The sequence below is a fragment of the Nocardioides sp. NPDC057577 genome (assembly GCF_042801335.1).
In the GTDB taxonomy this organism is placed as follows: Bacteria; Actinomycetota; Actinomycetes; order Propionibacteriales; family Nocardioidaceae; genus Nocardioides.
Genome location: NZ_JBHVGB010000047.1, coordinates 12,632 through 34,704 on the forward strand (window position 1 = coordinate 12,632; position 22,073 = coordinate 34,704).

At 68.9% G+C, this 22,073-nt stretch carries 25 protein-coding genes; 10 read left to right on the top strand and 15 right to left on the bottom strand.

Annotated elements, in window-relative coordinates; all coding sequences use genetic code 11:
- Positions 1 to 59: 59 nt before the first annotated feature.
- The 3 genes from ACFU7D_RS12125 (at position 60) to ACFU7D_RS12135 (ending at position 1,478) form a co-directional block, all read left to right on the top strand.
- A complete protein-coding gene (locus tag ACFU7D_RS12125; RefSeq protein WP_091052606.1) occupies positions 60 to 692 on the top strand; it encodes a TetR/AcrR family transcriptional regulator in 633 nt (210 codons plus the stop codon).
- 98 nt (positions 693 to 790) lie between these two features.
- A complete protein-coding gene (locus tag ACFU7D_RS12130) occupies positions 791 to 1,012 on the top strand; it encodes a DUF3107 domain-containing protein (protein ID WP_091052608.1) in 222 nt (73 codons plus the stop codon).
- A 154-nt stretch (positions 1,013 to 1,166) separates the two neighbouring features.
- The gene (locus ACFU7D_RS12135; RefSeq protein ID WP_378724596.1) at positions 1,167 to 1,478 is read left to right on the top strand and encodes a hypothetical protein; all 312 of its coding nucleotides are present in this window, start codon (positions 1,167 to 1,169) and stop codon (positions 1,476 to 1,478) included.
- Between the two features lie 76 nt (positions 1,479 to 1,554).
- Here the strand turns inward: ACFU7D_RS12135 and ACFU7D_RS12140 are convergent, their stop codons facing one another.
- Both ACFU7D_RS12140 and ACFU7D_RS12145 read right to left on the bottom strand, forming a co-directional pair.
- Positions 1,555 to 2,616: a C39 family peptidase gene (locus ACFU7D_RS12140; protein WP_378867327.1), complete on the bottom strand. Its 1,062-nt coding sequence runs from the start codon at positions 2,614 to 2,616 to the stop codon at positions 1,555 to 1,557.
- A complete protein-coding gene (locus ACFU7D_RS12145; protein WP_378724600.1) occupies positions 2,606 to 3,307 on the bottom strand; it encodes a ferritin-like fold-containing protein in 702 nt (233 codons plus the stop codon). The genes ACFU7D_RS12140 and ACFU7D_RS12145 overlap by 11 nt, the downstream gene beginning before the upstream one ends.
- Positions 3,308 to 3,482: 175 nt before the next feature.
- On the opposite strand from ACFU7D_RS12145, the gene ACFU7D_RS12150 reads away from it, so the two are divergent.
- Entirely contained in the window at positions 3,483 to 4,955 is a 1,473-nt protein-coding gene (locus ACFU7D_RS12150) for a DEAD/DEAH box helicase (RefSeq protein WP_378867329.1), read from the top strand.
- Between the two features lie 12 nt (positions 4,956 to 4,967).
- Here ACFU7D_RS12150 and ACFU7D_RS12155 read toward each other — a convergent pair whose 3' ends face one another.
- Positions 4,968 to 5,615, bottom strand: a complete 648-nt coding sequence (locus tag ACFU7D_RS12155; RefSeq protein WP_378867331.1) for a L,D-transpeptidase — start codon at positions 5,613 to 5,615, stop codon at positions 4,968 to 4,970.
- Between the two features lie 214 nt (positions 5,616 to 5,829).
- Here ACFU7D_RS12155 and ACFU7D_RS12160 point away from each other — a divergent pair, with 214 nt between their 5' ends.
- Positions 5,830 to 6,594: an SDR family NAD(P)-dependent oxidoreductase gene (locus ACFU7D_RS12160; RefSeq protein WP_378724606.1), complete on the top strand. Its 765-nt coding sequence runs from the start codon at positions 5,830 to 5,832 to the stop codon at positions 6,592 to 6,594.
- 70 nt (positions 6,595 to 6,664) lie between these two features.
- Here ACFU7D_RS12160 and ACFU7D_RS12165 read toward each other — a convergent pair whose 3' ends face one another.
- From ACFU7D_RS12165 to ACFU7D_RS12220, 12 genes are all read right to left on the bottom strand, one after another.
- Positions 6,665 to 7,264, bottom strand: coding sequence for a MarC family protein (locus ACFU7D_RS12165; protein WP_378724610.1), 600 nt, complete (start codon positions 7,262 to 7,264; stop codon positions 6,665 to 6,667).
- Positions 7,261 to 8,136 (bottom strand): PHP domain-containing protein, encoded by an 876-nt coding sequence (locus ACFU7D_RS12170; protein ID WP_378724611.1) that lies wholly within the window; start codon positions 8,134 to 8,136, stop codon positions 7,261 to 7,263. The genes ACFU7D_RS12165 and ACFU7D_RS12170 overlap by 4 nt, the downstream gene beginning before the upstream one ends.
- 9 nt (positions 8,137 to 8,145) lie before the next feature.
- On the bottom strand, positions 8,146 to 8,805 hold the full coding sequence (locus ACFU7D_RS12175; RefSeq protein WP_378724613.1) for a DUF6758 family protein: 660 nt from the start codon (positions 8,803 to 8,805) through the stop codon (positions 8,146 to 8,148).
- Positions 8,806 to 8,849: 44 nt separating this feature from the next.
- Entirely contained in the window at positions 8,850 to 10,034 is a 1,185-nt protein-coding gene (locus ACFU7D_RS12180) for a hypothetical protein (protein WP_378867333.1), read from the bottom strand.
- A gap of 93 nt (positions 10,035 to 10,127) precedes the next feature.
- Positions 10,128 to 10,682 (bottom strand): histidine phosphatase family protein, encoded by a 555-nt coding sequence (locus ACFU7D_RS12185; RefSeq protein ID WP_378724616.1) that lies wholly within the window; start codon positions 10,680 to 10,682, stop codon positions 10,128 to 10,130.
- A 36-nt stretch (positions 10,683 to 10,718) separates the two neighbouring features.
- Entirely contained in the window at positions 10,719 to 11,543 is an 825-nt protein-coding gene (locus tag ACFU7D_RS12190) for an SDR family oxidoreductase (protein WP_378867335.1), read from the bottom strand.
- Positions 11,544 to 11,554: 11 nt separating this feature from the next.
- The gene (locus ACFU7D_RS12195; protein ID WP_378867337.1) at positions 11,555 to 12,589 is read right to left on the bottom strand and encodes a MaoC family dehydratase; all 1,035 of its coding nucleotides are present in this window, start codon (positions 12,587 to 12,589) and stop codon (positions 11,555 to 11,557) included.
- A 57-nt stretch (positions 12,590 to 12,646) separates the two neighbouring features.
- Positions 12,647 to 13,576: a glycosyltransferase family 2 protein gene (locus ACFU7D_RS12200; protein WP_378724620.1), complete on the bottom strand. Its 930-nt coding sequence runs from the start codon at positions 13,574 to 13,576 to the stop codon at positions 12,647 to 12,649.
- Between the two features lie 32 nt (positions 13,577 to 13,608).
- Complete coding sequence (locus ACFU7D_RS12205) at positions 13,609 to 14,760, bottom strand: hypothetical protein (protein WP_378867339.1); 1,152 nt, start codon at positions 14,758 to 14,760, stop codon at positions 13,609 to 13,611.
- 56 nt (positions 14,761 to 14,816) lie between these two features.
- On the bottom strand, positions 14,817 to 14,987 hold the full coding sequence (locus ACFU7D_RS12210) for a DUF5302 domain-containing protein (protein ID WP_160146661.1): 171 nt from the start codon (positions 14,985 to 14,987) through the stop codon (positions 14,817 to 14,819).
- 119 nt (positions 14,988 to 15,106) lie between these two features.
- Positions 15,107 to 16,300, bottom strand: a complete 1,194-nt coding sequence (locus tag ACFU7D_RS12215; RefSeq protein WP_378724623.1) for an acyl-CoA dehydrogenase family protein — start codon at positions 16,298 to 16,300, stop codon at positions 15,107 to 15,109.
- Positions 16,301 to 16,423: 123 nt separating this feature from the next.
- Entirely contained in the window at positions 16,424 to 17,821 is a 1,398-nt protein-coding gene (locus tag ACFU7D_RS12220; RefSeq protein WP_378867341.1) for an endonuclease/exonuclease/phosphatase family protein, read from the bottom strand.
- Between the two features lie 189 nt (positions 17,822 to 18,010).
- Between ACFU7D_RS12220 and ACFU7D_RS12225 the strand changes: the two genes are divergently transcribed.
- The 5 genes from ACFU7D_RS12225 (at position 18,011) to ACFU7D_RS12245 (ending at position 22,038) form a co-directional block, all read left to right on the top strand.
- On the top strand, positions 18,011 to 19,339 hold the full coding sequence (locus ACFU7D_RS12225) for a magnesium transporter MgtE N-terminal domain-containing protein (RefSeq protein ID WP_091052639.1): 1,329 nt from the start codon (positions 18,011 to 18,013) through the stop codon (positions 19,337 to 19,339).
- Positions 19,332 to 19,877 (top strand): DUF1003 domain-containing protein, encoded by a 546-nt coding sequence (locus ACFU7D_RS12230; RefSeq protein WP_378867343.1) that lies wholly within the window; start codon positions 19,332 to 19,334, stop codon positions 19,875 to 19,877. The genes ACFU7D_RS12225 and ACFU7D_RS12230 overlap by 8 nt, the downstream gene beginning before the upstream one ends.
- Positions 19,878 to 19,888: 11 nt before the next feature.
- Positions 19,889 to 21,034: an Mrp/NBP35 family ATP-binding protein gene (locus ACFU7D_RS12235; protein WP_378724629.1), complete on the top strand. Its 1,146-nt coding sequence runs from the start codon at positions 19,889 to 19,891 to the stop codon at positions 21,032 to 21,034.
- Between the two features lie 18 nt (positions 21,035 to 21,052).
- Positions 21,053 to 21,382, top strand: coding sequence for a sec-independent translocase (locus ACFU7D_RS12240; RefSeq protein WP_355021999.1), 330 nt, complete (start codon positions 21,053 to 21,055; stop codon positions 21,380 to 21,382).
- Positions 21,383 to 21,492: 110 nt separating this feature from the next.
- The gene (locus ACFU7D_RS12245) at positions 21,493 to 22,038 is read left to right on the top strand and encodes an Rv3235 family protein (RefSeq protein WP_378867345.1); all 546 of its coding nucleotides are present in this window, start codon (positions 21,493 to 21,495) and stop codon (positions 22,036 to 22,038) included.
- Positions 22,039 to 22,073: the final 35 nt, after the last annotated feature.

The following is a 22,073-nucleotide window of genomic DNA, read 5'->3' on the forward strand; positions in this document are numbered from 1 at the left end:
TAAGTGGGCGAGGCAACGACGCGTCCCGCGATCCGAGTACCAGCGGGTAGGCTGCTGGGGTGACCACGCACCAATCCGAGCTCGACCCCACTCGACCGCGAGGGGCCCGACTGCCCCGAACGGAACGACGAGCCCAGCTTCTCGAATCCGCTCTCGAGGTCTTCGTCGCCTACGGCTTCCATGCTGCCGCGATGGACGACATCGCCGAGAGGGCCGGAGTCTCGAAGCCCGTTCTCTACCAGCACTTCCCCGGCAAGCTCGACCTCTATCTGGCCCTGCTGGAGAAGTCCGCGAACGAGATCATCGATCGCTGTCGGGAGGCCCTGGCCTCGACCGACGAGAACAAGGAGCGCGTGGCCCGGACCGTCGAGGTCTTCTACGACTACGTCGCCTCCGAGTCCGGTGCCTTCCGGCTCGTCTTCGAGTCCGACCTGACCAACGACCCCGCCGTACGCGAGCAGGTCGACCGGGTCACCAACGAGTGCGCCGAGGTCATCGCCGAGGTCATCGCCGAGGACACCGGCTTCGCTCCCACCGCCTCCCACCTGCTCGCCGTGGGCCTCGTCGGCCAGATCCAGGTCAGCGCTCGCTACTGGCTCCACAACAACGGCGAGCTCTCCCAGGCCGACGCTGCGCGTCTGGTCGCCGGTCTCGCCTGGCGCGGCATCGGCGGCTATCCCAAGACCGACTGAAGCGGCTCGAAGTTCCGCTCGTAGCGCAACGACGGGGTTCCTCATGGTCCGTGTGAGAGGATTCCGAAGCATTGATCGACCCATCGCAAGGAGGACCCGTGGAGGTCAAGATCGGCGTCCAGCAGGCCGCCCGTGAGCTCGTCGTGGAGACCGAGGAGTCCAGCGAATCGGTGGAGAAGCTCATCGCCGACGCCCTCGGCGGCGGCGCTGTGCTCGCTTTGACCGACAGCAAGGGCCGCAAGGTCATCGTCCCGACCGAGAAGCTCGCCTACATCGAGATCGGCCCGGCCAAGGTCGGCAAGGTCGGATTCGCCGGCTGAACCGCTCCGGACCGTTCGGCTCAGGGATGCCCCTGATTCCGGTGGCGAACTTCCGGGTTTAGGCCATGTTGCCCGTGCATTCCCGTCTCAACAGGTGCAATATCGAGAGATAGGCGCTTTTCATGGCGCCCTCACAACCTGAAGGGATCTGGGCATGATCGGGACCATCATCACCGTCCTCGTCGGTGGCGTCATCATCGGGCTCCTCGGCAAGTTCCTCGCCCCGGGCAGCCGGGACAACATTCCGTTCTGGCTCGTCGTGGTCTGCGGAATCGTCGGCATGCTCGTCGGCGGCTGGCTCTACTACGCCATCTTCGGCGTCGCCGGCAACGTCGCGGGCAACCCGAACTACGACATGTGGAACACGTCCAAGGGCATCGACTGGTGGCGTCACCTCTGGCAGGTCGTCGTCGCGGCCATCGCGGTCGTCGTGGCCGCTGGTGTCACCGGAAGGTCCAAGGCCTGAGCCTCGCCCAGGTCACTCGAAGCGGTCCCGCCCTCCTGGGTGGGGCCGCTTCTGCATGTACGCGGCCCCGGCACGATCACCAGTTGCGCTGAGGCGGCGGCTCCGGCGGCACCACGTCCGGCGGCCTGATGACGTAGACGATCCGCCCGGAGCGGGCCCAGGCGCGGTCGAGCTCGCCCGCGTCGTAGGTCGCCCGCACCTCCGCATCGCTGAGAATCCTGTGGGAGGCGGGGTCGTGGACGACGGGGTCGCCGTCCTCGTCGAAGCCGGTCAGCACGAGCAGGTGACCGTTGGTGACGTACCCGGCGCCGGTCAGCTCGCCGTCCTGGTGCGAGACGGCCAGCACGAGCGGGATCCCGGCCTCTAGGAACCGGGCGGCCTCGGCGAACGAACGGAGCCTGGTGACGTACGCGACCAGGCCGCGGGCGCCTGCATAGGCGGTGTTGAAGGCCCAGTTGCCGGCACCACCGAAGGACTCGTCGTAGACCTCTCTGACGGTGAACGGCACCTGCGGGTCGGGGGTCTCGTAGTCCACCCAGGCGGTCTCGGCGGGCGTCGGCCCGACACCCCAGAAGTCGGCGATCATCGCCGTCGAGGCGGCACTGCACCAGGACTGCCCGCCACCGTCCCAGTGCGGGTAGCGGTCACGGTGGAGCTGCTGCGAATAAGTGGGTACGCCACCCACGACCGTCCCGCGAGGCGCCGCCCCCGGGGCCGGCGCCGAGTCCCGGGCGCCGGCCGAGACCATCGCCCCGAGCAGGCTCGCCCGGGGCAGGCCTCCGGCAGGACCGTGCAGGCTCAGCCGCAACGAGAACGCCGAGAACCTGCGCCCGTCCCGCGCCAGGATCGTGTCATCGGCCGGGGTCGCCACCGGGTCGTCCTGACCGGCGACGGAGGTGGAGGTGATGGCCGGGTCCGAGGACCAGCGAGCCAGCACCAGCCAGCCGCTTCGCTCCCCCGACTCGGCCACCACCTGAGCCGCGACCTCCACCGAGGTCCCGGGCGGGGTCACCACGTTCCAGGAGGCGACCAGCTCGTCGAAGCAGAACCCCGGGCTGACCTCGGGAGACGTCCACACACCGGCTTCGGGGACGATCTGGGTCCCTGACCAGCCGGTGAAGAGGATGTCAGTGCTCAAGCCCGAGCTTGCCCATTCGCTCGACGTGGCGCTGGGTGAGCCGGGTGAGCATCTCGCCGATGGTGCCGAGGTCGAGACCCGGAAGGTGGCCGCCGGCGATCAGATCACTGAGCCCTTCGCGGGTGGCCGCGACCTGCTGGGCCTGGGTGATCGCCTCGCCCATGAGGCGACGACCCCACAGCGCCAGCCGTCCGCCGATGAGGTGATCGGCCTCGATGCCGGCCCGCACCCGGTCCACCACGAAGTCGGCGCGGCCGGCGTCCTCGAGGGTGGTGACCACGAGCTTGTGGGTGTCCTCGTCGAGGAACCCGGCGACCTCACGGTAGAAGTCATTGGCGAGCCCGTCACCGACGTACGCCTTCACCAGCGACTCCCACCAGTCCGCGGGCTTGGTGTGGATGTGGAACTCGTCGAACCCCTCGCGCAGCGGCTCCATGGCCGCGTACGGGTCGGTCCCGAGCTCCACCAGCCGGTCGAGGACCGGCTGGATCTTGGCGTGCTGGGCGGCCGCCATCGCGAGCAGAGCCGTCTTGTCCTCCAGGGAGGGCGCCATCTTGGCGTCGTCGGTCAGCCGCTCGACGGCCGAGACCTCGCCATAGGCGACCGCTCCGAGAAGGTCGATGACGGCGGCCTTGTAAACAGGATCACCGAACGGATCCTGAGGACCCGTGAACTCTGACGATGCAACCACGGGAGAACCCTACCGATAGAATGCCTTTTGACCGACCCAGCGCCGCTGATATTCAACTTTCATATCGCGGCGGCTCGGATCCCGTATGTGCGCGGCGTGGCACTCGCTTGGCAAGCTCGAGACACCCGTGAGTCGCTCGCCGCATTCGATGAGACAAGCGAGTAGCGACGAAATCATGACAACGTTCAAGGACCTCGGGGTTCATCCCGAGATCTGCGCTCCGCTCGAGCGCAAAGGCATCACCACCCCCTTCGCCATCCAGGAGATGACCCTCTCGGTCGCCCTGCAGGGCACCGACCTGATCGGCCAGGCCCGCACCGGGTCCGGCAAGACGCTGGCCTTCGGCATCCCGGTCGTGCAGCGCAGCGTGTCCCCCAAGGACCCTGACTACATCGACCTCCCGCAGGGCAAGCCCCAGGCCCTGATCGTGGCTCCGACCCGTGAGCTGGCCATGCAGGTCTCGGCCGAGATCTCGCTGATCTCCCAGGACCGCGGCCTCCGCGTGCTGACCGTCTACGGCGGCGCCGGCTACGACCCCCAGATCGACGCGCTGGAGAAGGGCGTCGACATCGTGGTCGGCACCCCCGGCCGCCTGATCGACCTGGCCAACCGGAAGGTCCTCGACCTCTCCCACGTGCACGCCCTCGTCCTCGACGAGGCCGACGAGATGCTCGACCTCGGGTTCCTGCCCGACGTGGAGAAGCTCGTCACCCTCACCCCGGAGACCCGCCAGACCCTGCTCTTCTCGGCCACCATGCCGGGTGCGATCGTGGCCCTGGCGCGCTCCTACATGCGCCACCCGATGAACATCCGCGCCGAGTCGGCGAGCGAGCGCGAGACGGTGCCCGCCACCGCGCAGTTCGTCTACCAGGCCCACGACCTCGACAAGCCCGAGATGATCGGCCGCCTGCTGCAGTGCGAGGACCACGACAAGGTCGTCGTCTTCGCCCGCACCAAGCGGCAGGCGCAGCGCGTGGCCGACGACCTCGCCGAGCGCGGCTTCGTGGCCTCTCCCCTGCACGGCGACATGCAGCAGGCCGCCCGCGAACGGGTGATGCAGAAGTTCCGTGACGGCAAGGTCGAGGTCCTGGTGGCCACCGACGTCGCCGCCCGCGGCATCGACGTCACCGGCGTCTCCCACGTGGTCAACTACACGACCCCCGACGACGAGAAGACCTACGTCCACCGCATCGGCCGCACCGGCCGCGCCGGCGCCACCGGTGTCGCGGTCACGTTCGTCGACTGGGCCGATCTCCACAAGTGGAAGATGATCAACAAGGCTCTCGACCTTCCCTTCGACGAGCCGGCCGAGACCTACTCCTCCTCGGAGCACTTCCTCCACGACATGGGCATCCCGAAGGGCACCAAGGGCCGGATCAAGGCCGCCGCGCCCGCGAAGCCCAAGGACAAGGACTCCGGCAAGGACGGCGAGAAGCGCGAGCGCGCTCCCCGCAACCGCGACCGTCAGCGCACCCGTTCGCGCGGCGGCCAGGTCGTCGACAAGTCCGCTGCTGGGGCTGCCACCGAGTCCGCCGAGTCCACGGGGCCCGCCGACGGCGAGGCCAAGGCCGAGGGCGCCGCGCCCCGTCGTCGCCGTCGCCGCCGCTCATCGGGCTCGGGCGGTTCCGCGCCCAAGGCCGACGCCTGAGCCAGATCCAGGCTAAGGAACCACGACCACCTTGGTGCCGAGCCGCGCGAAGCGCCACATCGCCTTCGCGTCCGGCTCGGCCTGGCGGATGCACCCGTGCGACAGCGGTGTGCCGAGCTGGGCGCGGGTCTGCACGCGCTTGCCCTTGTCCACCGGGATGTTGTGGAAGCCGATCGCGGCTCGGGGGCCCTTGGTGAAGCGTACGAACCACTTCATCCGGCCCGAGTCGTCGATCCCCTTTGCGTGCTCGGAGCGGGAGAAGACCTTGTAGGTGCCGGGCTCAAGGTTGTCGTAGACGCTGCCCGAGACCGGATACGTACGCCGCGTCCGATCGCCCGCGGACACGATCCAGACCCGCTGACGGCTGATCGAGAAGACGGCCCGGCGACCGGTGCCGGAATCGTCCGGGAGCACCTTCTCCGCGGCGGCTATCCGCGCGTCGACATGGCGGTCGATCGCGGCCTCACGCTGGCCGTCGTGCGGCCAGACCGGGGTGCGGGCCGCGCCGTCCGCGCCCAGCTTCATCCCGCTGCCGGCCGCGCTGGGCCGGCCGTTGGCCACCGGCTCGGCGATGACCTCCATGCCGACGTACAGACCGGCCGATGTCAGCAAGGACGCGACGAAGAGCATCTTGGTGCGCCGGAGGGGCCGCGATCGCATGTGCCGCCCAGTGCTGTTCACTTCTTCATCACGCGCCCGAGTCCCCCTGCGAAATCCACATCGATCATCATCCAAACACGTATCACCGCAAGTCAACTGTCACACGACAGACAGAAACCGTGATTCCGCTGGCGAACCGACGGCTGGACGCCGGAGGCATCAGCGCGTCTTGCGCCTGGGTCGCCCTCGCGGGCCGTGGTGGCAGGATTGCCCCATGTCGAACCCCACCTCCCTGATCACCGGCGCAACCGCCGGCATCGGACTCGCCTTCGCGCAGCAGCTCGCTGCCCGCGGACACGACCTCGTCCTCGTCGCCCGTGACGAGGAGCGCCTCGACGGCGTCGCCAAGAATCTGACGGACGCTCACGGCATCGGTGCCGAGGTGCTCCGCGCCGACCTGACCGACAGCGCCGATCTGGCCAGGGTCGAGGCCCGTCTGGCCGATGCCGACCACCCGATCGACCTGCTGGTCAACAACGCCGGTCACGGCCTCAAGCGCCGCTTCCTCGACAACACCGCCGACGAGGAGACAGCGATGGCGGAGGTGCTCGTGATCGCCCCGCTGCGCCTCTCCCACGCCGCGCTGGGCGGCCAGGTGGCCCGCGGCCACGGCGGCATCATCAACGTCGGCTCCGTCGCCTCCTACCTTCCCCGCGGCACCTACTCGGCTGCCAAGGCGTGGATCAACTCCTTCACGGAGTGGGCCCACAACGAGTACGCCGGCCAGGGCATCAAGGTCATGGCCCTGCTGCCGGGATTCACCAAGACCGAGTTCCACGAGCGCCTCGGCTCCGGCTACGACTCGGCCCCCTCCTGGATGTGGCTCGATGTCGACGACCTGGTCCGTGAGGCGCTCGAGGACTACGACGCCGACAAGACCTTCTCGATCCCGAGCAAGCGCTACAAGGCCCTGGCCACCATGGCCCGGGTGGTCCCGTCCGGCGTACTCCAGAAGTTCCAGTCCCTCGGCCGCAAGTAGTCCCAGACGGTCGCGCCCATTACCCGCCGGTAGATGGGCGCGTACGTCTGAACTGACCAGCCACCCAGAATCAGGCGTTCGCGATGAAGGTCGTGACCGCGTCGGCGACCATCTGAACGGCGATCGCCGAGAGGAGCAGACCGGCGATCCTGGTGATGAGCAGGACGCCGGACTCCTTGAGGACCTTGAGGATCGGGACGGAGAAGATCATTCCGAGGAGCAGGGTGAGGTGCACGACGACCAGACCGAGGCCGAGCCCGAAGCCGTCCGCGACGGAGTCGACGTCCTGGGTGAAGACCATGGTGGCGACGATCGCACCCGGGCCGGCCAGGAGCGGGGTGCCGAGAGGCACCATCGCCACGTTGGCGCCCGCGGCGGCCACCGGGTCGTCGAAGTTGTCGGTCAGCAGCTCGAGCGCCACCAGCAGCAGGAGCAGGCCGCCGGCGCACTGCAGCGCCTCGAGGGAGATGTGCAGGTAGTGCAGGATCGCCTGTCCGAACAGCGCGAAGATCGTGATCACGAGGAACGAGACGGCGACCGCGAGGACCGCCGCCCGACGCTGCTTGCCCGCTGACTGGCCGGCGGTCAGCGAGAGGAAGACCGGGATCGTTCCGACCGGGTCCATGATCACGAAGAGCGTCACGAACGTGGAGACGAAGATCTCGGTCAACGTACGACCTCGGGGGCGGCTCGTCCGGAGGCGGCCGCGGCTGCGGCGGCGCGCTCCAGGAGCCGCTCGTACTCAGCGGGTGCAGTGGTGTTCACTCCCAGATGGTGACCCACCTTCCCGGTGCCGTGGTAATCGCTGGATCCGGTCACCACGAGGTCGAGGTTGCGGGCGATCACGCGCAGCTTCTCGCGCACTTCCGGGCTGTGATCCTGGTGGTCGACCTCGAGCCCGGACAGGCCTGCGTCGACCAGTGCGGAGAGGGCTGCCTCGTCCGGCTGCTCGCGTCCGGAGCGGCCCCAGGGATGGGCGATCACGGTGACTCCCCCGGCGGCGGCGACCGTGCGGATCATCGGCTCGAGCGGGGCGGCGTAACGGTTGACGTACGCAGGCTTTCCGGCGCCGAGGTAGCGGTTGAACGCCTCGTCGCGACTGGCCACATACCCCTTGGCGACGAGCGCGTCGGCCAGGTGCGGGCGCCCCGAGGCGGCGGCGTCACCGGAGACGGCCGCGACGTCCTCAAGGGACACCTCGATGCCGAGACGAGCCAGTCGGGCCAGCATCAGCGGCAGCCGTCCGTCGCGGCCGGCCAGGACACGGCCGAGCTCCTCGACCAGCGGCGGGTGGGTCCGGTCCGGCAGGTAGGCCAGCAGGTGCACCCCGTGGCCGGCGTGGATGGTGCTGATCTCCATGCCCCGCACCAGCTCGATCCCGGCCTCGACCGCAGCAGCGGCCGCCTCGTCCCAGCTGTCGGCGGTGTCGTGGTCGGTGATCGCGACGACATCGAGGCCCGCAGCCTTCGCCGCGTGAACCAGCTCGGTGGGCGAATCGGTCCCGTCGCTCACCCGCGAGTGAGTATGGAGGTCGATGCGCACCCGCCCATCCTAGGGCGCGTTCCACCAAGATCCACCGGGGCCACCGAAGGGCAGCTCGACCATCTGTACGCCCAGGTCGTCGACCTGGCGCAGGTGCCAGCCGTCCTGGAGCATGAGCATCGCCGTGGCCGGGCGGAAGACCAGCCACAGCCAGCGGCCGGCGGCCTCGCCGACGACCACCGAGCGCTCCCACTCTTCGGCGCCGTTGGTCCACTGGGTGATCGGCCACAGCGGCACCAGCTGCCGCTGCCCGGCGACCCGGACCTTCGTCGTGGGCGGTCCGGTGCAGGCGTCGATGCCGGGGTCCGGTCCTTCCGTACGCGCGCACCGCGCGCCCAGCCCGACGCCGGCTTCCTCGGTGACGACGGTCATCTCGACCGGTCCGTCGTCGGGGGTCACACCCGTCAGCGTGAGCAGCGTCGCCGAGCCCTTGGCCTCGTCGCTGACAACCGCGAGGTCGGCGATCGACCAGCCCGACTCGACCGGCCAGGGAACGTAGGTGGGCACGTCACCGGCCAGCGAGAGGACCTGCACCAGGTCCTCGTAGGAGGCCACGTCCGAACGCCACATCGGCGTCACCACACCGTGCTCGGGACACGACTTGCTGCCGCCGGCACCGATGCTTGCCACCGGAGTCGCGCAGCGTGGACAGCCAACCGCAAGAGCCACCCCCTAACGGTGACCCGTGCCATCCGTCAGGTCAAGCCGTCCGGTCATGCGTCCGCGGCTTGTTTCGCGCGCGTGCGGGTGATTGCCCACTCGATCAGGTCGGCGAGCGCAGCCACCGCGTCGTCGGCCGCGTGGCCGGACGGACCGGACCCGGCGGCCGCCCACTGCGGGACCGTCTCGGGGCCCCACCCGGGGCGAGACCCGACGGTGGCCCGCTCGAGCAACCACCCCCGCAACGGTACGTGGGTGGCGGCCGCCACCGCCGCGATCCTGTCCTCGGTGACCGTCGACGGATCCGTACCGCTGACCTCGACCGGGGTGAGGTCGGCCCAGTCGCCGTGCAGGACGACGCCCTGACGCTGCAGTGCGGCGACCTGCTGCCGTGCGCTCCTCTCGACCCACGGCGCGACCCGCAGCCCGAGGCGCTGGTCGTCGACGTCGAGGTCGCGCATGAGCCGCTTGGCGAGCACGTGCTTGCGGAGCCGGATACCGGCCGGGAACCGCAGACCCCGTCGCTCGAGCTCCAGGTTGAGGCGGCGCAGCACGTCGGCGCGTACGACGCCGAGGGAGGCGTTCCGCGACATCGGCGTCGAGACGTCGCCGAACCCGAAGCCGATCACCTCGCCGAACCGCTCCAGGAGCACCTCGGACGGACCTCCCGGCGGGGGCACGGTGACCACGTGCACCGGCCCGGCGGCGCTCCAGCGCTTCGCGATCGCCGCCGCGTCCTGCTCCTTCCAGAACCGGTTCGTGCTGGTCATCAGGTCGGGCAGCGACCACCGGGGCCGCGTCTGCTTCGCCGACGCGAGGAACTCGGGCCAGGTCCACAGCTCGCCGTTCTGCACCACCTCCTGCCACATCGCCGGCAGGTTGCGGTTGAGATCGCGTACGGAGACCACGATCTCGACGGAGGCGAAGGACCGGGCGACCTCCTCGACCACAGCCGCACCGGCCGGGGCGAGCAGCTCGGCGGAGACGACCGCGGTTCCGGGCCAGGCGTCGATCTCTCCGACGAGCCTGCCCCAGGACCCCTCGATCGAACGGTCGCCAGCCAGCGACCGCGCCCGGCCGCGGGCGTCCCAGACCGCGTCGACCTGTTCTCGCCAGCTCTTTCCCGGGACGAGTATGCCGAGTTCACGCAGGTGTTCTCGATGCGCGAAGAGCGCATGTTGCAGGGACGTGGTCCCTGACTTCATCGTGCCGACATGGACGATCACACGACGTGCCACAACTACCCCTTCCAGCGGCCGCGGGATGGTACGGCCGCCCTCCAGAGGTAGTGATCCAGCCTGTGCGTTCGACCCGGGCCGGCTATGGAGGGGCTATGTGTTCCAGCTCTTCAGGACCGGCTGCCCGTGGTAAGCATCCAGCAGCGAGACGGTCGCGGTGTCCAGCCTGAAGAGCCGTCCTTCGGTGACCGGGAGGCCCAGCCACACCGCGGCCAGGGCGCACAGCGCGTGTCCGTGGGAGAAGACCAGGGTGTCGCCGTCGCGCTCGCGGGCGGCCGAGACAACTCGGCCGAGCCTCTCCTGGACGGCGGCCGCGGCCTCTCCCCCGGGCGTCTTCGCGGTCCACAGGCTCCAGTCGGGGTCGGTGCGGTGGATCTCGTCGGTGGTGATGCCCTCGTAGTCGCCGTAGTCCCACTCGACCAGGTCGTCGGTGACGACCGCGTCCGGGAAGCCCGCGAGCTCAGCCGTACGCAGCGCCCGCTGTCGCGGGGAGGTCAGCACGGCGGCGTACGTCCGCTCGGCGAGCCGGGACGCGAGCTCCTTGGCTGCCTCCTCCCCTTCGGGCAGAAGGGGAAGGTCGGTGCGGGAGGTGTGCCGGCCGTTGAGGGACCACTCGGTGGTGCCGTGCCTGACGAGGTAGAGGGCCATGCCCCCATCCAACCAGCCATCGGCCCGGCCGAGTCCTCAGGCCCGAGTGATGAACCGGTTGACCTCGCGGACGAACAGGTTGGGCGCGAGATCGGCCGCCGTCGAGAGGGCCCTGGCCGGAAGACCGACGGTGGTGTGCACCTTCGGCAGCCGTCCGCGCAACCCCTTGCGCGGCTGCGCCATCTCCCAGACCTGGTCGGCGACGTCTTCGACGGTCAGCCGGATGCCGAGGGTCTCATGAGAGGAGGCGGCGTTGCCGTCGAGCAGCGCGGTCTTCACCCACAGCGGCCAGACCGCCTGCACCCGGATGCCCTCCTTGCGCCACTCCAGCTCCAGCGCCTCGGTGAGTCCGCGCACGGCGTACTTCGACGCGCTGTAGGAGGCGATCTCCGGCTGCCCGTAGATCGCGCTCGCGCTGCAGACGTTGATGACGCCCGAGCCAGGGGTGGCCCGAAGATAGGGGTACGCGGTGTGGCAGCCGTTGATCACGCCGTTGACGTTGATCTCGATGGTCTGGTGGTGCTGGGCCAGGTCGACGTCGGCCAGGCGCCCGGCGCGCAGGATGCCGGCGTTGTTGACCAGCAGGTCGAGGCGACCGCCCGCGGCGGTGGCGAACTCCTCCAGCGCCGCGTTCCAGGACGCGGGGTCGGTGACGTCGAGCGCGCCACCGATGGCGTTGTCGGAGCCGAGGAGACCTGCCGAAGCGGAGCCCGAGGCAATCGACTGGGCGACGTTCCTGGCGAGCTCGGCGTCGATGTCGTAGACACCGACGAACCAGCCCTCGGACGCGAACTTCTCGACGATCGCCTTGCCGATCCCCTGGGCGGAGCCGGAGACGAAGAGAGCTTTCTTGCCTGCCATGACGTACGTCCTTACACGGGGATGAGCGCCCAGTAGTCGAGGTCGAGCAGCACCCCGGGGGCGTACTTGTCGGCCTCGCCGCGCAGCGTCATCGACTCGTCGCGCCCCTTGGTGGCGACCAGTCGCAGCCGGAGCGCACCGACCCCGGGGGCGTCGGTCTCGGCACGGTCGAGCACCTCGGACCAGGCGTAGACGGTGTCGCCGGCGAAGGCCGGAGAGGTGTGGGCGCCGGCGTTGATCCCGGCGATCAGCTGGGCGTTGGCGAGGCCGTTGAACGAGAGCGCCCGGGCCAGCGAGATGATGTGGCCGCCGTAGACGAGGTTGCGGCCGTCGGGCCGTGCCTCGACGTTGAAGTGCACCTTCGCGGTGTTCTGCCACAGCCGGGTCGCCTGCTGGTGCTCGGAGGCGGTCAGGGTCACCCCGTCGACGTGGTCGATCTTCTCGCCGACCTCGTAGTCGGCGAGCCGGTGCGGCTCACCGGCCGCGGTGAAGTCGTACGCGGAGAAATCCAGGCCGTTCGGCACGATCAGGTTCTTCGGGTCCACCACCGCGGCCAGCTCCGGGATCACCGTCTCGGGGGCGGCAGCCTCCTGGTCCCGCTTGTGGACCATCACCCAGCGCGCCCAGTCGATGGCGACCTCGCCGCGCTGGTTGGTGGAGGTCGAGCGTACGTAGACGACGCCGGACTTGCCGTTGGAGTTCTGCTTGAGACCGATGACCTCGGACTTCGTCGAGAGCGTGTCGCCCGGCACCACCGGCTGGTGGAAGCGGCACTCGGCGTAGCCGAGGTTGGCGACCGCGTTCAGCGACACGTCCGGGACCGTCTTGCCGAAGGCGATGTGGAAGCCGATGAGCTCCTCCACGGGGTGCACGCCCAGGCCGACGGAGGCCGCGAAGGCGGCGCTCGAGGGCACCGCGAAGCGGGTCGGGTAGAGCGACCCGTACGCAGCCCGGTCGCCCTCGGTCACCGTGCGCGGCGTGGCGTGCTCGATGACCTGGCCGACCGAGAAGTCCTCGAAGAAGTTCCCGGGGTTCGTCTTGCTCATCTGCGGCCTCTCGTCGGTGAGTCTGGCGGTGCGTTGATTACCGGACGGTAACCTAGTTCAGACGATCCCGTGGAGGCGTTCCGGGATGCGTAACAGCGGCTGGTTGCGGAGGTTGTCGATGTGGCCCGGGCCGACGGCGCGGTGCACGCCGTCCTCCTCCCGGACGAGCCTGGCCGGCAGGACCGAGGCCGGGTCGAACTCCTCGACATCGGCGCTCACCGAGGCGGTCGCGGCGGTCAGCAGGCCGGCGAGATCATCACCGGACCTTCCCCACGAGCTGCCCTTGCCGCGGCCCACCGCCTTGGCGAGCTCGTTGCGGCGGTCGGCCTGTCGTCGCAGCAGATCCAGGTCGGCGAACTTCATGTGGAGCATGAACAGCCCGGGATCGGGCACGTACGGCGCCTTGATCCCGTGGGAGGCGAGCGTCCAGGCGGCCGGCACCCGTTTGACCGACGGCTTGCACATCAACGATGCGAACTGGGCGTACGACCGCTGGCCCGTGATCGGCTTGCCGCTGACCAGCGGCCCCTCGACCGCGGTGTGGTGGACGATGTTGAGGGCGAAGGGGGCGATCACCCGCTCGGGCCGCCGGGACAGGTAGTCGGACAGGTTGGCGTACTTCGCCGGGTCCGGGACCAGGAACTCGTCCACGTCGGTGAAGATGACCACGTCGTAGATCCCCAGGAGACCGTGGGCGACCCCGCTGGCCAGGCCCATCCGGCCGGCCTCGAAGTTGCCCTTCCGGAAGCCCGGCAGGCGCTGGACCGTGCACGCGAGGTCGTCGGTCGAACCGTCGGTCGAACCGTCGTCGAAGACGATCAGGTTCTCGTGACCCGCCGCTCGGCCGTAGTGGTCGACCCATCGAGCGAGCATCTCGCCCTCGTCGCGGGCGATCGTGAGCACCGCGATCCGTGGCAGCGCGGCCGACGTGCCACGTGCCTCCTCGGCGAGTCTGCGACGACGGCGCAGGCTCCAGCTGCTTGACAAAGAGTTCCCCCGAATATGTGTGTGTTGAGGTCCTACGTACGGACCAGCTCCTCTCGCCGGACGGACCACTCCACGAGGTCGGCCAGGGCGGAGACGGCACGTGCCGGGGCCTTGCGGCCCTCCCCCGGGTCGACGGCCTCACCAGGGATGGTCGGGTCGGCGAGCTTCTTGTCGAGGTCCGTACGCAGCGCCGCATAGGAAGCAACCGCGGCGTCTCGAACCTGCTTGTCGGTGACCTTGCGCGGGTCGATCCCGTGTACGTCCACAGGGGCCAGGTCATCGAGATCCCCGTGGATGGTCGTGTCCAGGCCGCGCAGCTCGGCTGCCTGGTCGCGGGTGAACCCCGCGGTCCAGCGCGGTGCCTGGAGCCCGATACGCGGGTCGTCGACCGTCAGGTCCGGCATCAGACGCTTGCCGAGGACGTGCTTGCGCAGCCCCATCGCCGCCGGATAGGCCAGGCCACGCCGGTCCAGCTCGGCGTTGAGGCCCCTGAGCACCTCGACGGTCGCGGCGCCGAGGGAGGTGTTCTTCGGGGGCGGGCTCTGCATCCCCTCGGGGTCGAAGCCCATCGCCGCACCGAAGCGCTCCAGCAGCAAGGACGCCGGGCTGCCCGGCGGCGGCACGGTGACCAGGTGGAGAGGTCCGGCCTGGCCCCAGCGCCGGGCGATGGCGACCATGTCCTGCTCGGCCCAGAACCGCTTGCCGGGCCCGGAGCGACGGCGCTCGGGGGAACCCGGACGGCTCTTGTTGACCGCGGCGAGGAACTCCGCCCAGGTCCAGTCCACGCCGTTCTGGACGAGCTCCTGCCACATCGACGGGATCTGCCGGTTGATGTCACGCAGCGAGAGCACGATCTCGGGAGTCACACCCGCGAAGCTCGTCGCCACCCGCTCGACCGTCTCGGGCCCGACCGGTGCGAGCAGCTCGACGGAGATCAGCGCAGTGCCGTCCCAGGCGTCGACCTCGGCGACCAGACGGTCCCAGGCTCCGGCGACCGAGTTCCCCTGCGGGTGCTTCCGGCGGCCCTTCACGTCGAGGACGGCCTCGATCTGGTTGCGCCAGCGCGCACCGGGAACCAGGAACCCACGCTCCGCGAGGAGAGCCTTGTTCTTGTACAGGGCACCCTGCAGGAACGTCGTCCCCGATTTCATCGCCCCGACATGGAGCACTACGCGGCGCGCCAACTTCTCGTTACCTCTCGACCAGACCTACCCGACACCCCCGAGGGGGCATCGTAGCCTCAGGAGCCGCCGCCGCCCGCCTTCCGGCGGTGCATCTTCGGTGCGCCACCCACTACCTCGGACCCGTGCGCCTTCTCCTTGGCGCCCGCACTCTCGGCGTGTGCGTGGTCGTTGTTGTTCTTCTTCTCCAGCGCCTCGCGCATCTTGGCTTTGAGATCGTCGTTCGTCATCGCTCTCCCTGAATCGGCGTTGCTGGATCGTTGGTCGGGTTGACCCCAACCTACGACAACGACCCTGCCGAAACCATCGGTTTCGACAGGGTCGTCGGTGCGACCGCGAAAGCGCAGGCTCAGCTTCTGTAGTCCTTGAGCAGCGAACGCCCGATGATCATCTTCTGGATGTCGCTGGTGCCCTCACCGATCAGCATGAACTTGACCTCGCGCATGATCCGCTCGATCTCGTACTCCTTGGAGTAGCCGTAGCCACCGTGGATCCGGAAGGAGTCCTCCACGACCTCGTTGGCGTACTCCGAGGCAACCATCTTGGCCATCCCGGCCTCCACGTCCATCCGCTTGCCGGTGTCCTTCAGACGCGCGGCACGGACCATCATGTTGTGGGAGACCTCGACCTTGGTGCCCATCTCGGCGAGACGGAACAGGATGGCCTGGTGCTCGGCGATCTTCTTGCCGAAGGTCTGACGCTGCTGGGCGTAGGCGATCCCGAGCTCGAAGCCACGGATCGCCAGACCACACGCACGAGCAGCGACGTTGACGCGGCCGACCTCGACACCGTCCATCATCTGGAAGAACCCCTTGCCCGGGGTGCCACCGAGGATCTGGTCGGCCGAGATCTTGTGACCCTCGAAGATCATCTCGGTCGTGTCGATGCCCTTGTAGCCCATCTTGTCGATCTTGCCGGGCACCGTGACGCCCTGAGCGGTCTCGCCGAAGCCCGGGGTCTTCTCCACCAGGAAGGTGGTCATGTTCTTGTAGACGCTCTCGGCGCCCTCGTCGGTCTTGGTCAGCACCGCGACCAGCGTGGAGGAACCACCGTTGGTCAGCCACATCTTCTGGCCGGTGATGCTGTAGGACCCGTCCTCGAGCTTGGTCGCCTTGGTCGACACCGCGCTCACGTCGGAGCCCAGACCGGGCTCGGACATCGAGAACGCACCGCGTACCTCGCCGGTCGCCATCCGCGGCAGGTAGTTCTGCTTCTGCTCCTCGGTGCCGTGCTGCATCAGCATGTAGGCCACGATGAAGTGGGTGTTGATGACGCCGGAGACCGACATCCAGCCGCGGGCGATCTCCTCGACACACAGCGCGTACGTCAGCAGCGACTCACCCAGACCGCCGTACTCCTCCGGGATCATCAGCCCGAAGATGCCCAACTCCTTGAGACCCTCCACGATCTCGGTCGGGTACTCATCAGCGTGCTCCAGCTCCTGGGCCACCGGAATGACCTTCTCGTCCACGAACTGACGGACGGTCTTCAGGATCTCTTCCTGGATGTCGGTGAGACCTTCGGTCTCGGCAAGGCGACCCATGCTTCACTCCTACTCTCGGTGGTCGAGCCTGTCGAGACCACCACGACGTGTCACTGCGGCAGGTTACCAATCAGTAACCATCAGTGACAGGGTGACTCCCACCACATCGCGATCCTACGTCCCTCAAACCCGCCGTCCGACTGCCGAGAAGAACGGCTTGAAGAGCTTGTCGTACGACGCCTTGGTGACGCTCACGTAGCCCGACCGCTTCCCGGTGCCGGCCGAGGTGGACATCTGGGTGCTGGAGCTGAACGCGAACGCCGGGGTGGCACCGGTCCTGCTGATCAGCAGCACGGTCGCCCGCAGGCCGGCGCGGTCGTATCCGTCCGGTTGCCGCACGGCCCAGCTCTCCTTGTTCACGTCCTTGCCGAGGACCCGCTGCAGCGATCGCATCTCGGCGGTGGTGGTCCGCTCCGCGGTGACGACCTGGACACGCGCTCCCCGCGACTTGGCCCGCTTCAGCGCCCGGAGCACCTTGCCGTTGCTCAGCACACGGGTGGCCAGGTGGATGACCTGACCGCGCTTGGTGCTGTTGATCGACTTCAGGACCGTGCGCAGCACGCTCTGCTCGTCGGCGGCACTCAGTCCCGAGTCGGTGACCACGACACCCGGCCCGAACCTGACCCGGGAAGAGCCCTCGGTGGAGGTGATCGGGAGCGGCGAGAAGTCGACGCGGACCGCGTGGTGGTCGGACTCGAGCCCGAAGGCACGCTGGTTGCCGGTGGCGAACCGCGCGATCCCGCGAGCCAGCACGTAGTCGATGGTCGAGGCCCGGCCGTGCGTGACCGGGGCCTGCTGGGTGACGTCGTAGCTGGGGATCAGATGCTGCGCGGCGAAGATGTCGCTCGGGTAGCGCGAGCCGTCGTACTGCACGTTCAGGTCGCCGCCGACCATCACCGGGCCGCGTCTGGCCAGCGCCTTGACGAGCACGTTCAGCGCGCGGGCGGAGGGACGGACCAGGTCGCCGTAGTACTTGGACTTGGGCGCGAAGTGCACCGCGACCACCGAGACGTTCCGACCCGTCGCCCGGTTCTCGAGGGTGACCCAGTTGGCGTACCTGATGCCCCAGTGCAGCCGCTGGTCGGCCGACTTGCCGCGCTTGTTGCTGATCTGGTGGATGCCCTTCGAGGTCGCGGCCCACTTGTCGTTGTCCCAGGCCACCGCCGTCGCCGACCTGTACGGGTCGCCACCCTTGCGCCAGACCCGGTAGCGCCCCGGCTCGAGGCTCGCGCTCCGGCGGCCGTTCACCTCGTTGTAGGTGATGAAGTCGGGCGCCGTGTCGATGACCTCGCGTACGTCCTTCTTGAACCTCGCCGTGCTCATGCTGGCCCTGATGTTCGCCTGGACCATCCGGTAGCGCGGTGGCGAGTAGGCCACGGTCTCCAGGTCCGTCGCGGACGGCGCGGACGAGTCGCGCACGGCGACGAGGGTGCCGCCGGCGAGGGCGAGGACGAGGCCCGCGGAGAGCAGGGCGCCGGCCATCCGGCCCCCGAGAGACCTGGCATTGGTGTGGGTACGCATCCGTTCGGGCCCCTTTCACAGCAACAGCGACCGATCACGCTGGTCACATTGACCACTTTTGTAACACAAGCATCACCCGAATCCGGGTTTCTGCTCCGACACGGTTCGGATAGCCCATCGAATCTAGGATCCGTGCCACCGCGTGAGCGCCGAAGCGACCTCCTGCGGGCTATGCCATAACGTGGGTCCGTGAGCACCTCGCCCAACCGCGTCTACGCGGCACGCCTGGTCGGCCTTCCGATCTTCGACCCGCTCGGTGAGCAGGTCGGCAAGGTGCGAGATCTCGTGGTCACGGTCAGATCCGACGCCCGGCAGCCGCGCGTGCTGGGCCTGGTCGTCGAGGTCTTCGGGCGCCGGCGCATCTTCGTGCCGATGACCCGGGTGACCAGCATCGACTCCGGTCAGATCTACACGACCGGCCTGCTCAACATGCGCCGCTTCCAGCAGCGGTCGACCGAGACCCTGGTCATCGGCCAGATGTTCGACCGGCAGGTCACGATCCGCAGCACCGGTGTGTCCGGGACGGTCTACGACGTCGGCATGGAGCAGGCCCGCAACCGCGACTGGCTGCTGTCCCGGGTGGCCGTGCAGGAGCCCTCCAAGGGCCTGCGCCGCCGTGGCCAGACCCATGTGGTCGAGTGGGACGACGTCGAGGGCCTGGCCCGCCGCTCCCCCACCCAGGCAGCGACCCACCTGGTCCAGGCGATCCAGGAGATGCGCCCGGCCGATGCCGCGACGATGATCCACGAGCTGCCTCCCGAGCGTCAGCGGCAGGTGATCGCCGCCCTCGACGACGAACGGCTCGCCGAGGTGCTCGAGGAGCTCCCCGAGGACGACCAGGTCGCCATCGTGCGAGCCCTGGACTCCGAGCGTGCCGCTGACGTGCTCGAGGAGATGTCACCCGATGACGCCGCCGACCTCATCGCCGAGCTGCCCGAGGAGACCGCGACCCTGCTGCTCGAGCTGATGCAGCCCGAGGACGCCAAGGACGTCCTGCGGCTGATGTCCTACGAAGAGGACACCGCCGGCTCGATGATGACCCCCGAGCCGGTCATCGTCGGCCCCGACGCGACCATCGCCGACGCCCTCGCACTGGTACGCAACCCCGACCTCACCCCGGCCGAGGCGTCCGTGGTCTACGTCTGCCGTCCGCCGCTGGAGACGCCGACCGGCAAGTTCCTCGGCATCGCCCACATCCAACGGCTGCTGCGCGAGCCTCCCTCGACGCTGGTCGCGGGCGCGCTCGACGAGTCCCTGGAGCCGCTGCGCCCCGAGGACAGCACCGAGCAGGTCGCGGCGCACCTGGCGACGTACAACCTGGTCGCCGCTCCCGTCGTCGACGAGAACGGCCATCTGGCCGGCGCCGTCACGGTCGACGACCTGCTCGACCACCTGCTCCCGGAGAACTGGCGTGAGAACCTCGCCCGCCAGGAGTCGGCGACCGAGCCCCGTCCCGACACCCGTCCCGACACTCGCCCGAACAAGGTGATCACCCCCGAGATGGTGCGCCGTGGCTGACGCACGCGCCGCCCGCGGCCGCCTCGACACCCCGCGCGAGCTGCGCCGCCCACTCGTCAAGCGCCCCACCTTCCGCGCCGACTTCGGCTCCTTCGCCGAAGCGTTCGCCCGCTACATGGGCACGGCCCGGTTCATCGGCTGGATGACGATGGTCGTGCTGATCTGGGTCGCCTGGAACACCCTCGCGCCCCGCGAGTGGCGCTTCGACCAGTTCCCGTTCATCTTCCTGACCCTCGCGCTGAGCCTGCAGGCCTCCTACGCCGCCCCGCTCATCCTGCTCGCCCAGAACCGCCAGGAGGACCGCGACCGCGCGCTCGCCGAGCAGGACCGCCGGATCGCTTCCCAGTCCAAGGCCGACATGGAGTTCCTCGCCCGGGAGACCGCGTCGCTGCGGATGGCCCTCGGCGAGGTCGCCACCCGCGACTACCTCCGCTCCGAGCTCCGGCTGCTCCTCGAGGAGCTGGATGAGCGTGACCGTCACCGAGGTCCGATCGACCAGCCCTCGGGCGATGCTGGAGACTCCCCACGCACGACGTAGGCTTGCATACCGTGAGTAGCCCGCTTCTCGACCGTGTCAACGCAGCCCTGGCGACCGTTCAGGACCCGGAGATCAAACGTCCCATCACCGAGCTGGGGATGGTCGACTCCGTCTCGATCGACGACGCAGGCGTGGTCAGCGTCAAGGTGCTGCTGACCGTCGCCGGCTGCCCGCTCAAGGACACCATCAACCGCGACACCACCGCGGCCCTCGAGAAGGTCGACGGTGTCACCGGCGTCGACCTCGAGCTGGGCGTGATGACCAACGAGCAGCGCACGGAGATGCGCAACGGGCTCACCGGCGGCCAGGCGCAGCGGGAGATCCCCTTCGCCCAGCCGGGCTCGCTGACCAAGGTCTTCGCGATCGCGTCGGGCAAGGGCGGTGTCGGCAAGTCGTCGGTCACCGTCAACCTGGCCGTGGCGCTCGCCCAGCAGGGTCTCAAGGTCGGCATCGTCGACGCCGACATCTACGGCCACTCGGTGCCCGCGATGCTGGGCGTGGCCGACTCCCGGCCGACCCAGGTCGACGACCTGATCATGCCGGTCCCGACCGCCTCGGGCGTCTCGGTGATCTCGATCGGGATGCTCAAGCCGCGCCGTGACCAGGTCGTCGCCTGGCGCGGCCCGATGCTCGACCGGGCCCTGGTCCAGATGCTCTCCGACGTCTACTGGGGCGACCTCGACGCGCTGCTGCTCGATCTGCCCCCGGGCACCGGCGACGTGGCGATCTCGCTGGGCCAGCACCTGCCCAACGCCGAGATCGTCGTGGTCACCACCCCGCAGGAGGCTGCCGCCGAGGTGGCCGAGCGGGCCGGCACGATGGCCGAGATGATGCACCAGCGCGTCGTCGGCGTCGTGGAGAACATGTCCTGGCTCGTGCTGCCCGACGGCTCCAAGATGGAGGTCTTCGGTTCAGGCGGCGGTCAGCGGGTCGCCGAGACCCTCTCCCAGCGCTTCGGCTCGAAGATCCCGCTGCTCGGTCAGATCCCGCTGGAGCCGACCCTGCGCGAGGCCGGCGACGCCGGGAAGCCGATCGTCGAGTCCGACCCGACCGCGGAGTCGGCCAAGGTGCTGGCCGAGGTGGCGCGTACGATCTCGGGCCGCGGCCGCGGGCTCGCGGGCATGCAGCTGGGCCTCACTCCCACCTCCAAGCTCTGAGCCTGTAGGTTCACCTCCGTGTTCGGCATCGGCTTCGCGGAGCTTGCCGTCATCGTCGTGATCGCCATCCTGGTCTTCGGGCCGGACAAGATCCCCGACATGGCACGGCAGATCGCCCGCCTCCTCCACCAGGTGCGCAACCTGGCCAACAACGCGCGAGACGACCTGCGCGGAGAGCTCGGGCCCGCCTACCAGGACCTCGAGCTGCGCGACCTCGACCCGCGTCGCATCGTCAGCAGACAGATCCAGGAAGCCCTCGCCGACATCGAGGAGGAAGAGGCGCGCGCCAAGGCGCCGAGGCCGCTTCTGGCCGGCGAGAAGCCGCCCTACGACGACCAGGCAACATAGCCCGTCCCTCCAGTCTCCTTTGTCACAGGAGAACCTTCTGTTACTCGTCGGTTTAGAACCACGAATAACGGGTAAGAGAAGGTTGCCTGCGTAGAAAGGAGTTTGCGCCCATGAGCGCTCTACCATCTCGGGACCCCGATCCTGCAGCGGAGCCGGATCCACAACGTCCTGCCGAAGTGCCCCTGGCCGATGTCCAGGGCACGCTCGCCTTCGACCTACAGCCACGCCTGGACCCGCCGCAGCCGGACCGTAGCGGCCAGGACGACGGCCGGCTGGCCGAGCCGATCCCCATCGTCCCCGCCCGCGGTCATCTGAAGGCCTGGATCCCGCAGTTCGCCCAGAAGATCGCAGAGGTCGTCGGCGGGGACCGTCCAGCGAGCCAGCTGATCCGCTGGACGACCAAGGAGGTCGTCGCCGACCTGCGTTACCGCGCCGCTCTCACCGCCCGTAGCGGAGCCTACGAGCCCGGCCTGGGGCGCCACCAGCCGGTCCGCCCGCGCGTCTATCGCTGGCACCTTCACATGGTCACCGACACCATCGTCGAGGCCACCGTCAACATCAAGTTCGGCCATGGCCACCGCGCGATGGCCCTCCGCTTCGAGCAGAGCGGCGAGAACTGGATCTGCACGGTCCTCAACTTCGGGCCGTACGAATGACCCATGTGGAGTCGACCTGTGGTGCGCCATACGTG

Coding starts and splice junctions, on each gene's coding strand:
- ACFU7D_RS12135 (WP_378724596.1), top strand. CDS start 1,167: ATGATCGGGACCATCATCACCGTCCTCGTCGGTGGCGTCATCATCGGG.
- ACFU7D_RS12150 (WP_378867329.1), top strand. CDS start 3,483: ATGACAACGTTCAAGGACCTCGGGGTTCATCCCGAGATCTGCGCTCCG.
- ACFU7D_RS12155 (WP_378867331.1), bottom strand. CDS start 5,615: ATGCGATCGCGGCCCCTCCGGCGCACCAAGATGCTCTTCGTCGCGTCC.
- ACFU7D_RS12160 (WP_378724606.1), top strand. CDS start 5,830: ATGTCGAACCCCACCTCCCTGATCACCGGCGCAACCGCCGGCATCGGA.
- ACFU7D_RS12185 (WP_378724616.1), bottom strand. CDS start 10,682: ATGGCCCTCTACCTCGTCAGGCACGGCACCACCGAGTGGTCCCTCAAC.
- ACFU7D_RS12190 (WP_378867335.1), bottom strand. CDS start 11,543: ATGGCAGGCAAGAAAGCTCTCTTCGTCTCCGGCTCCGCCCAGGGGATC.
- ACFU7D_RS12195 (WP_378867337.1), bottom strand. CDS start 12,589: ATGAGCAAGACGAACCCCGGGAACTTCTTCGAGGACTTCTCGGTCGGC.
- ACFU7D_RS12210 (WP_160146661.1), bottom strand. CDS start 14,987: ATGACGAACGACGATCTCAAAGCCAAGATGCGCGAGGCGCTGGAGAAG.
- ACFU7D_RS12215 (WP_378724623.1), bottom strand. CDS start 16,300: ATGGGTCGCCTTGCCGAGACCGAAGGTCTCACCGACATCCAGGAAGAG.
- ACFU7D_RS12220 (WP_378867341.1), bottom strand. CDS start 17,821: ATGCGTACCCACACCAATGCCAGGTCTCTCGGGGGCCGGATGGCCGGC.
- ACFU7D_RS12245 (WP_378867345.1), top strand. CDS start 21,493: ATGAGCGCTCTACCATCTCGGGACCCCGATCCTGCAGCGGAGCCGGAT.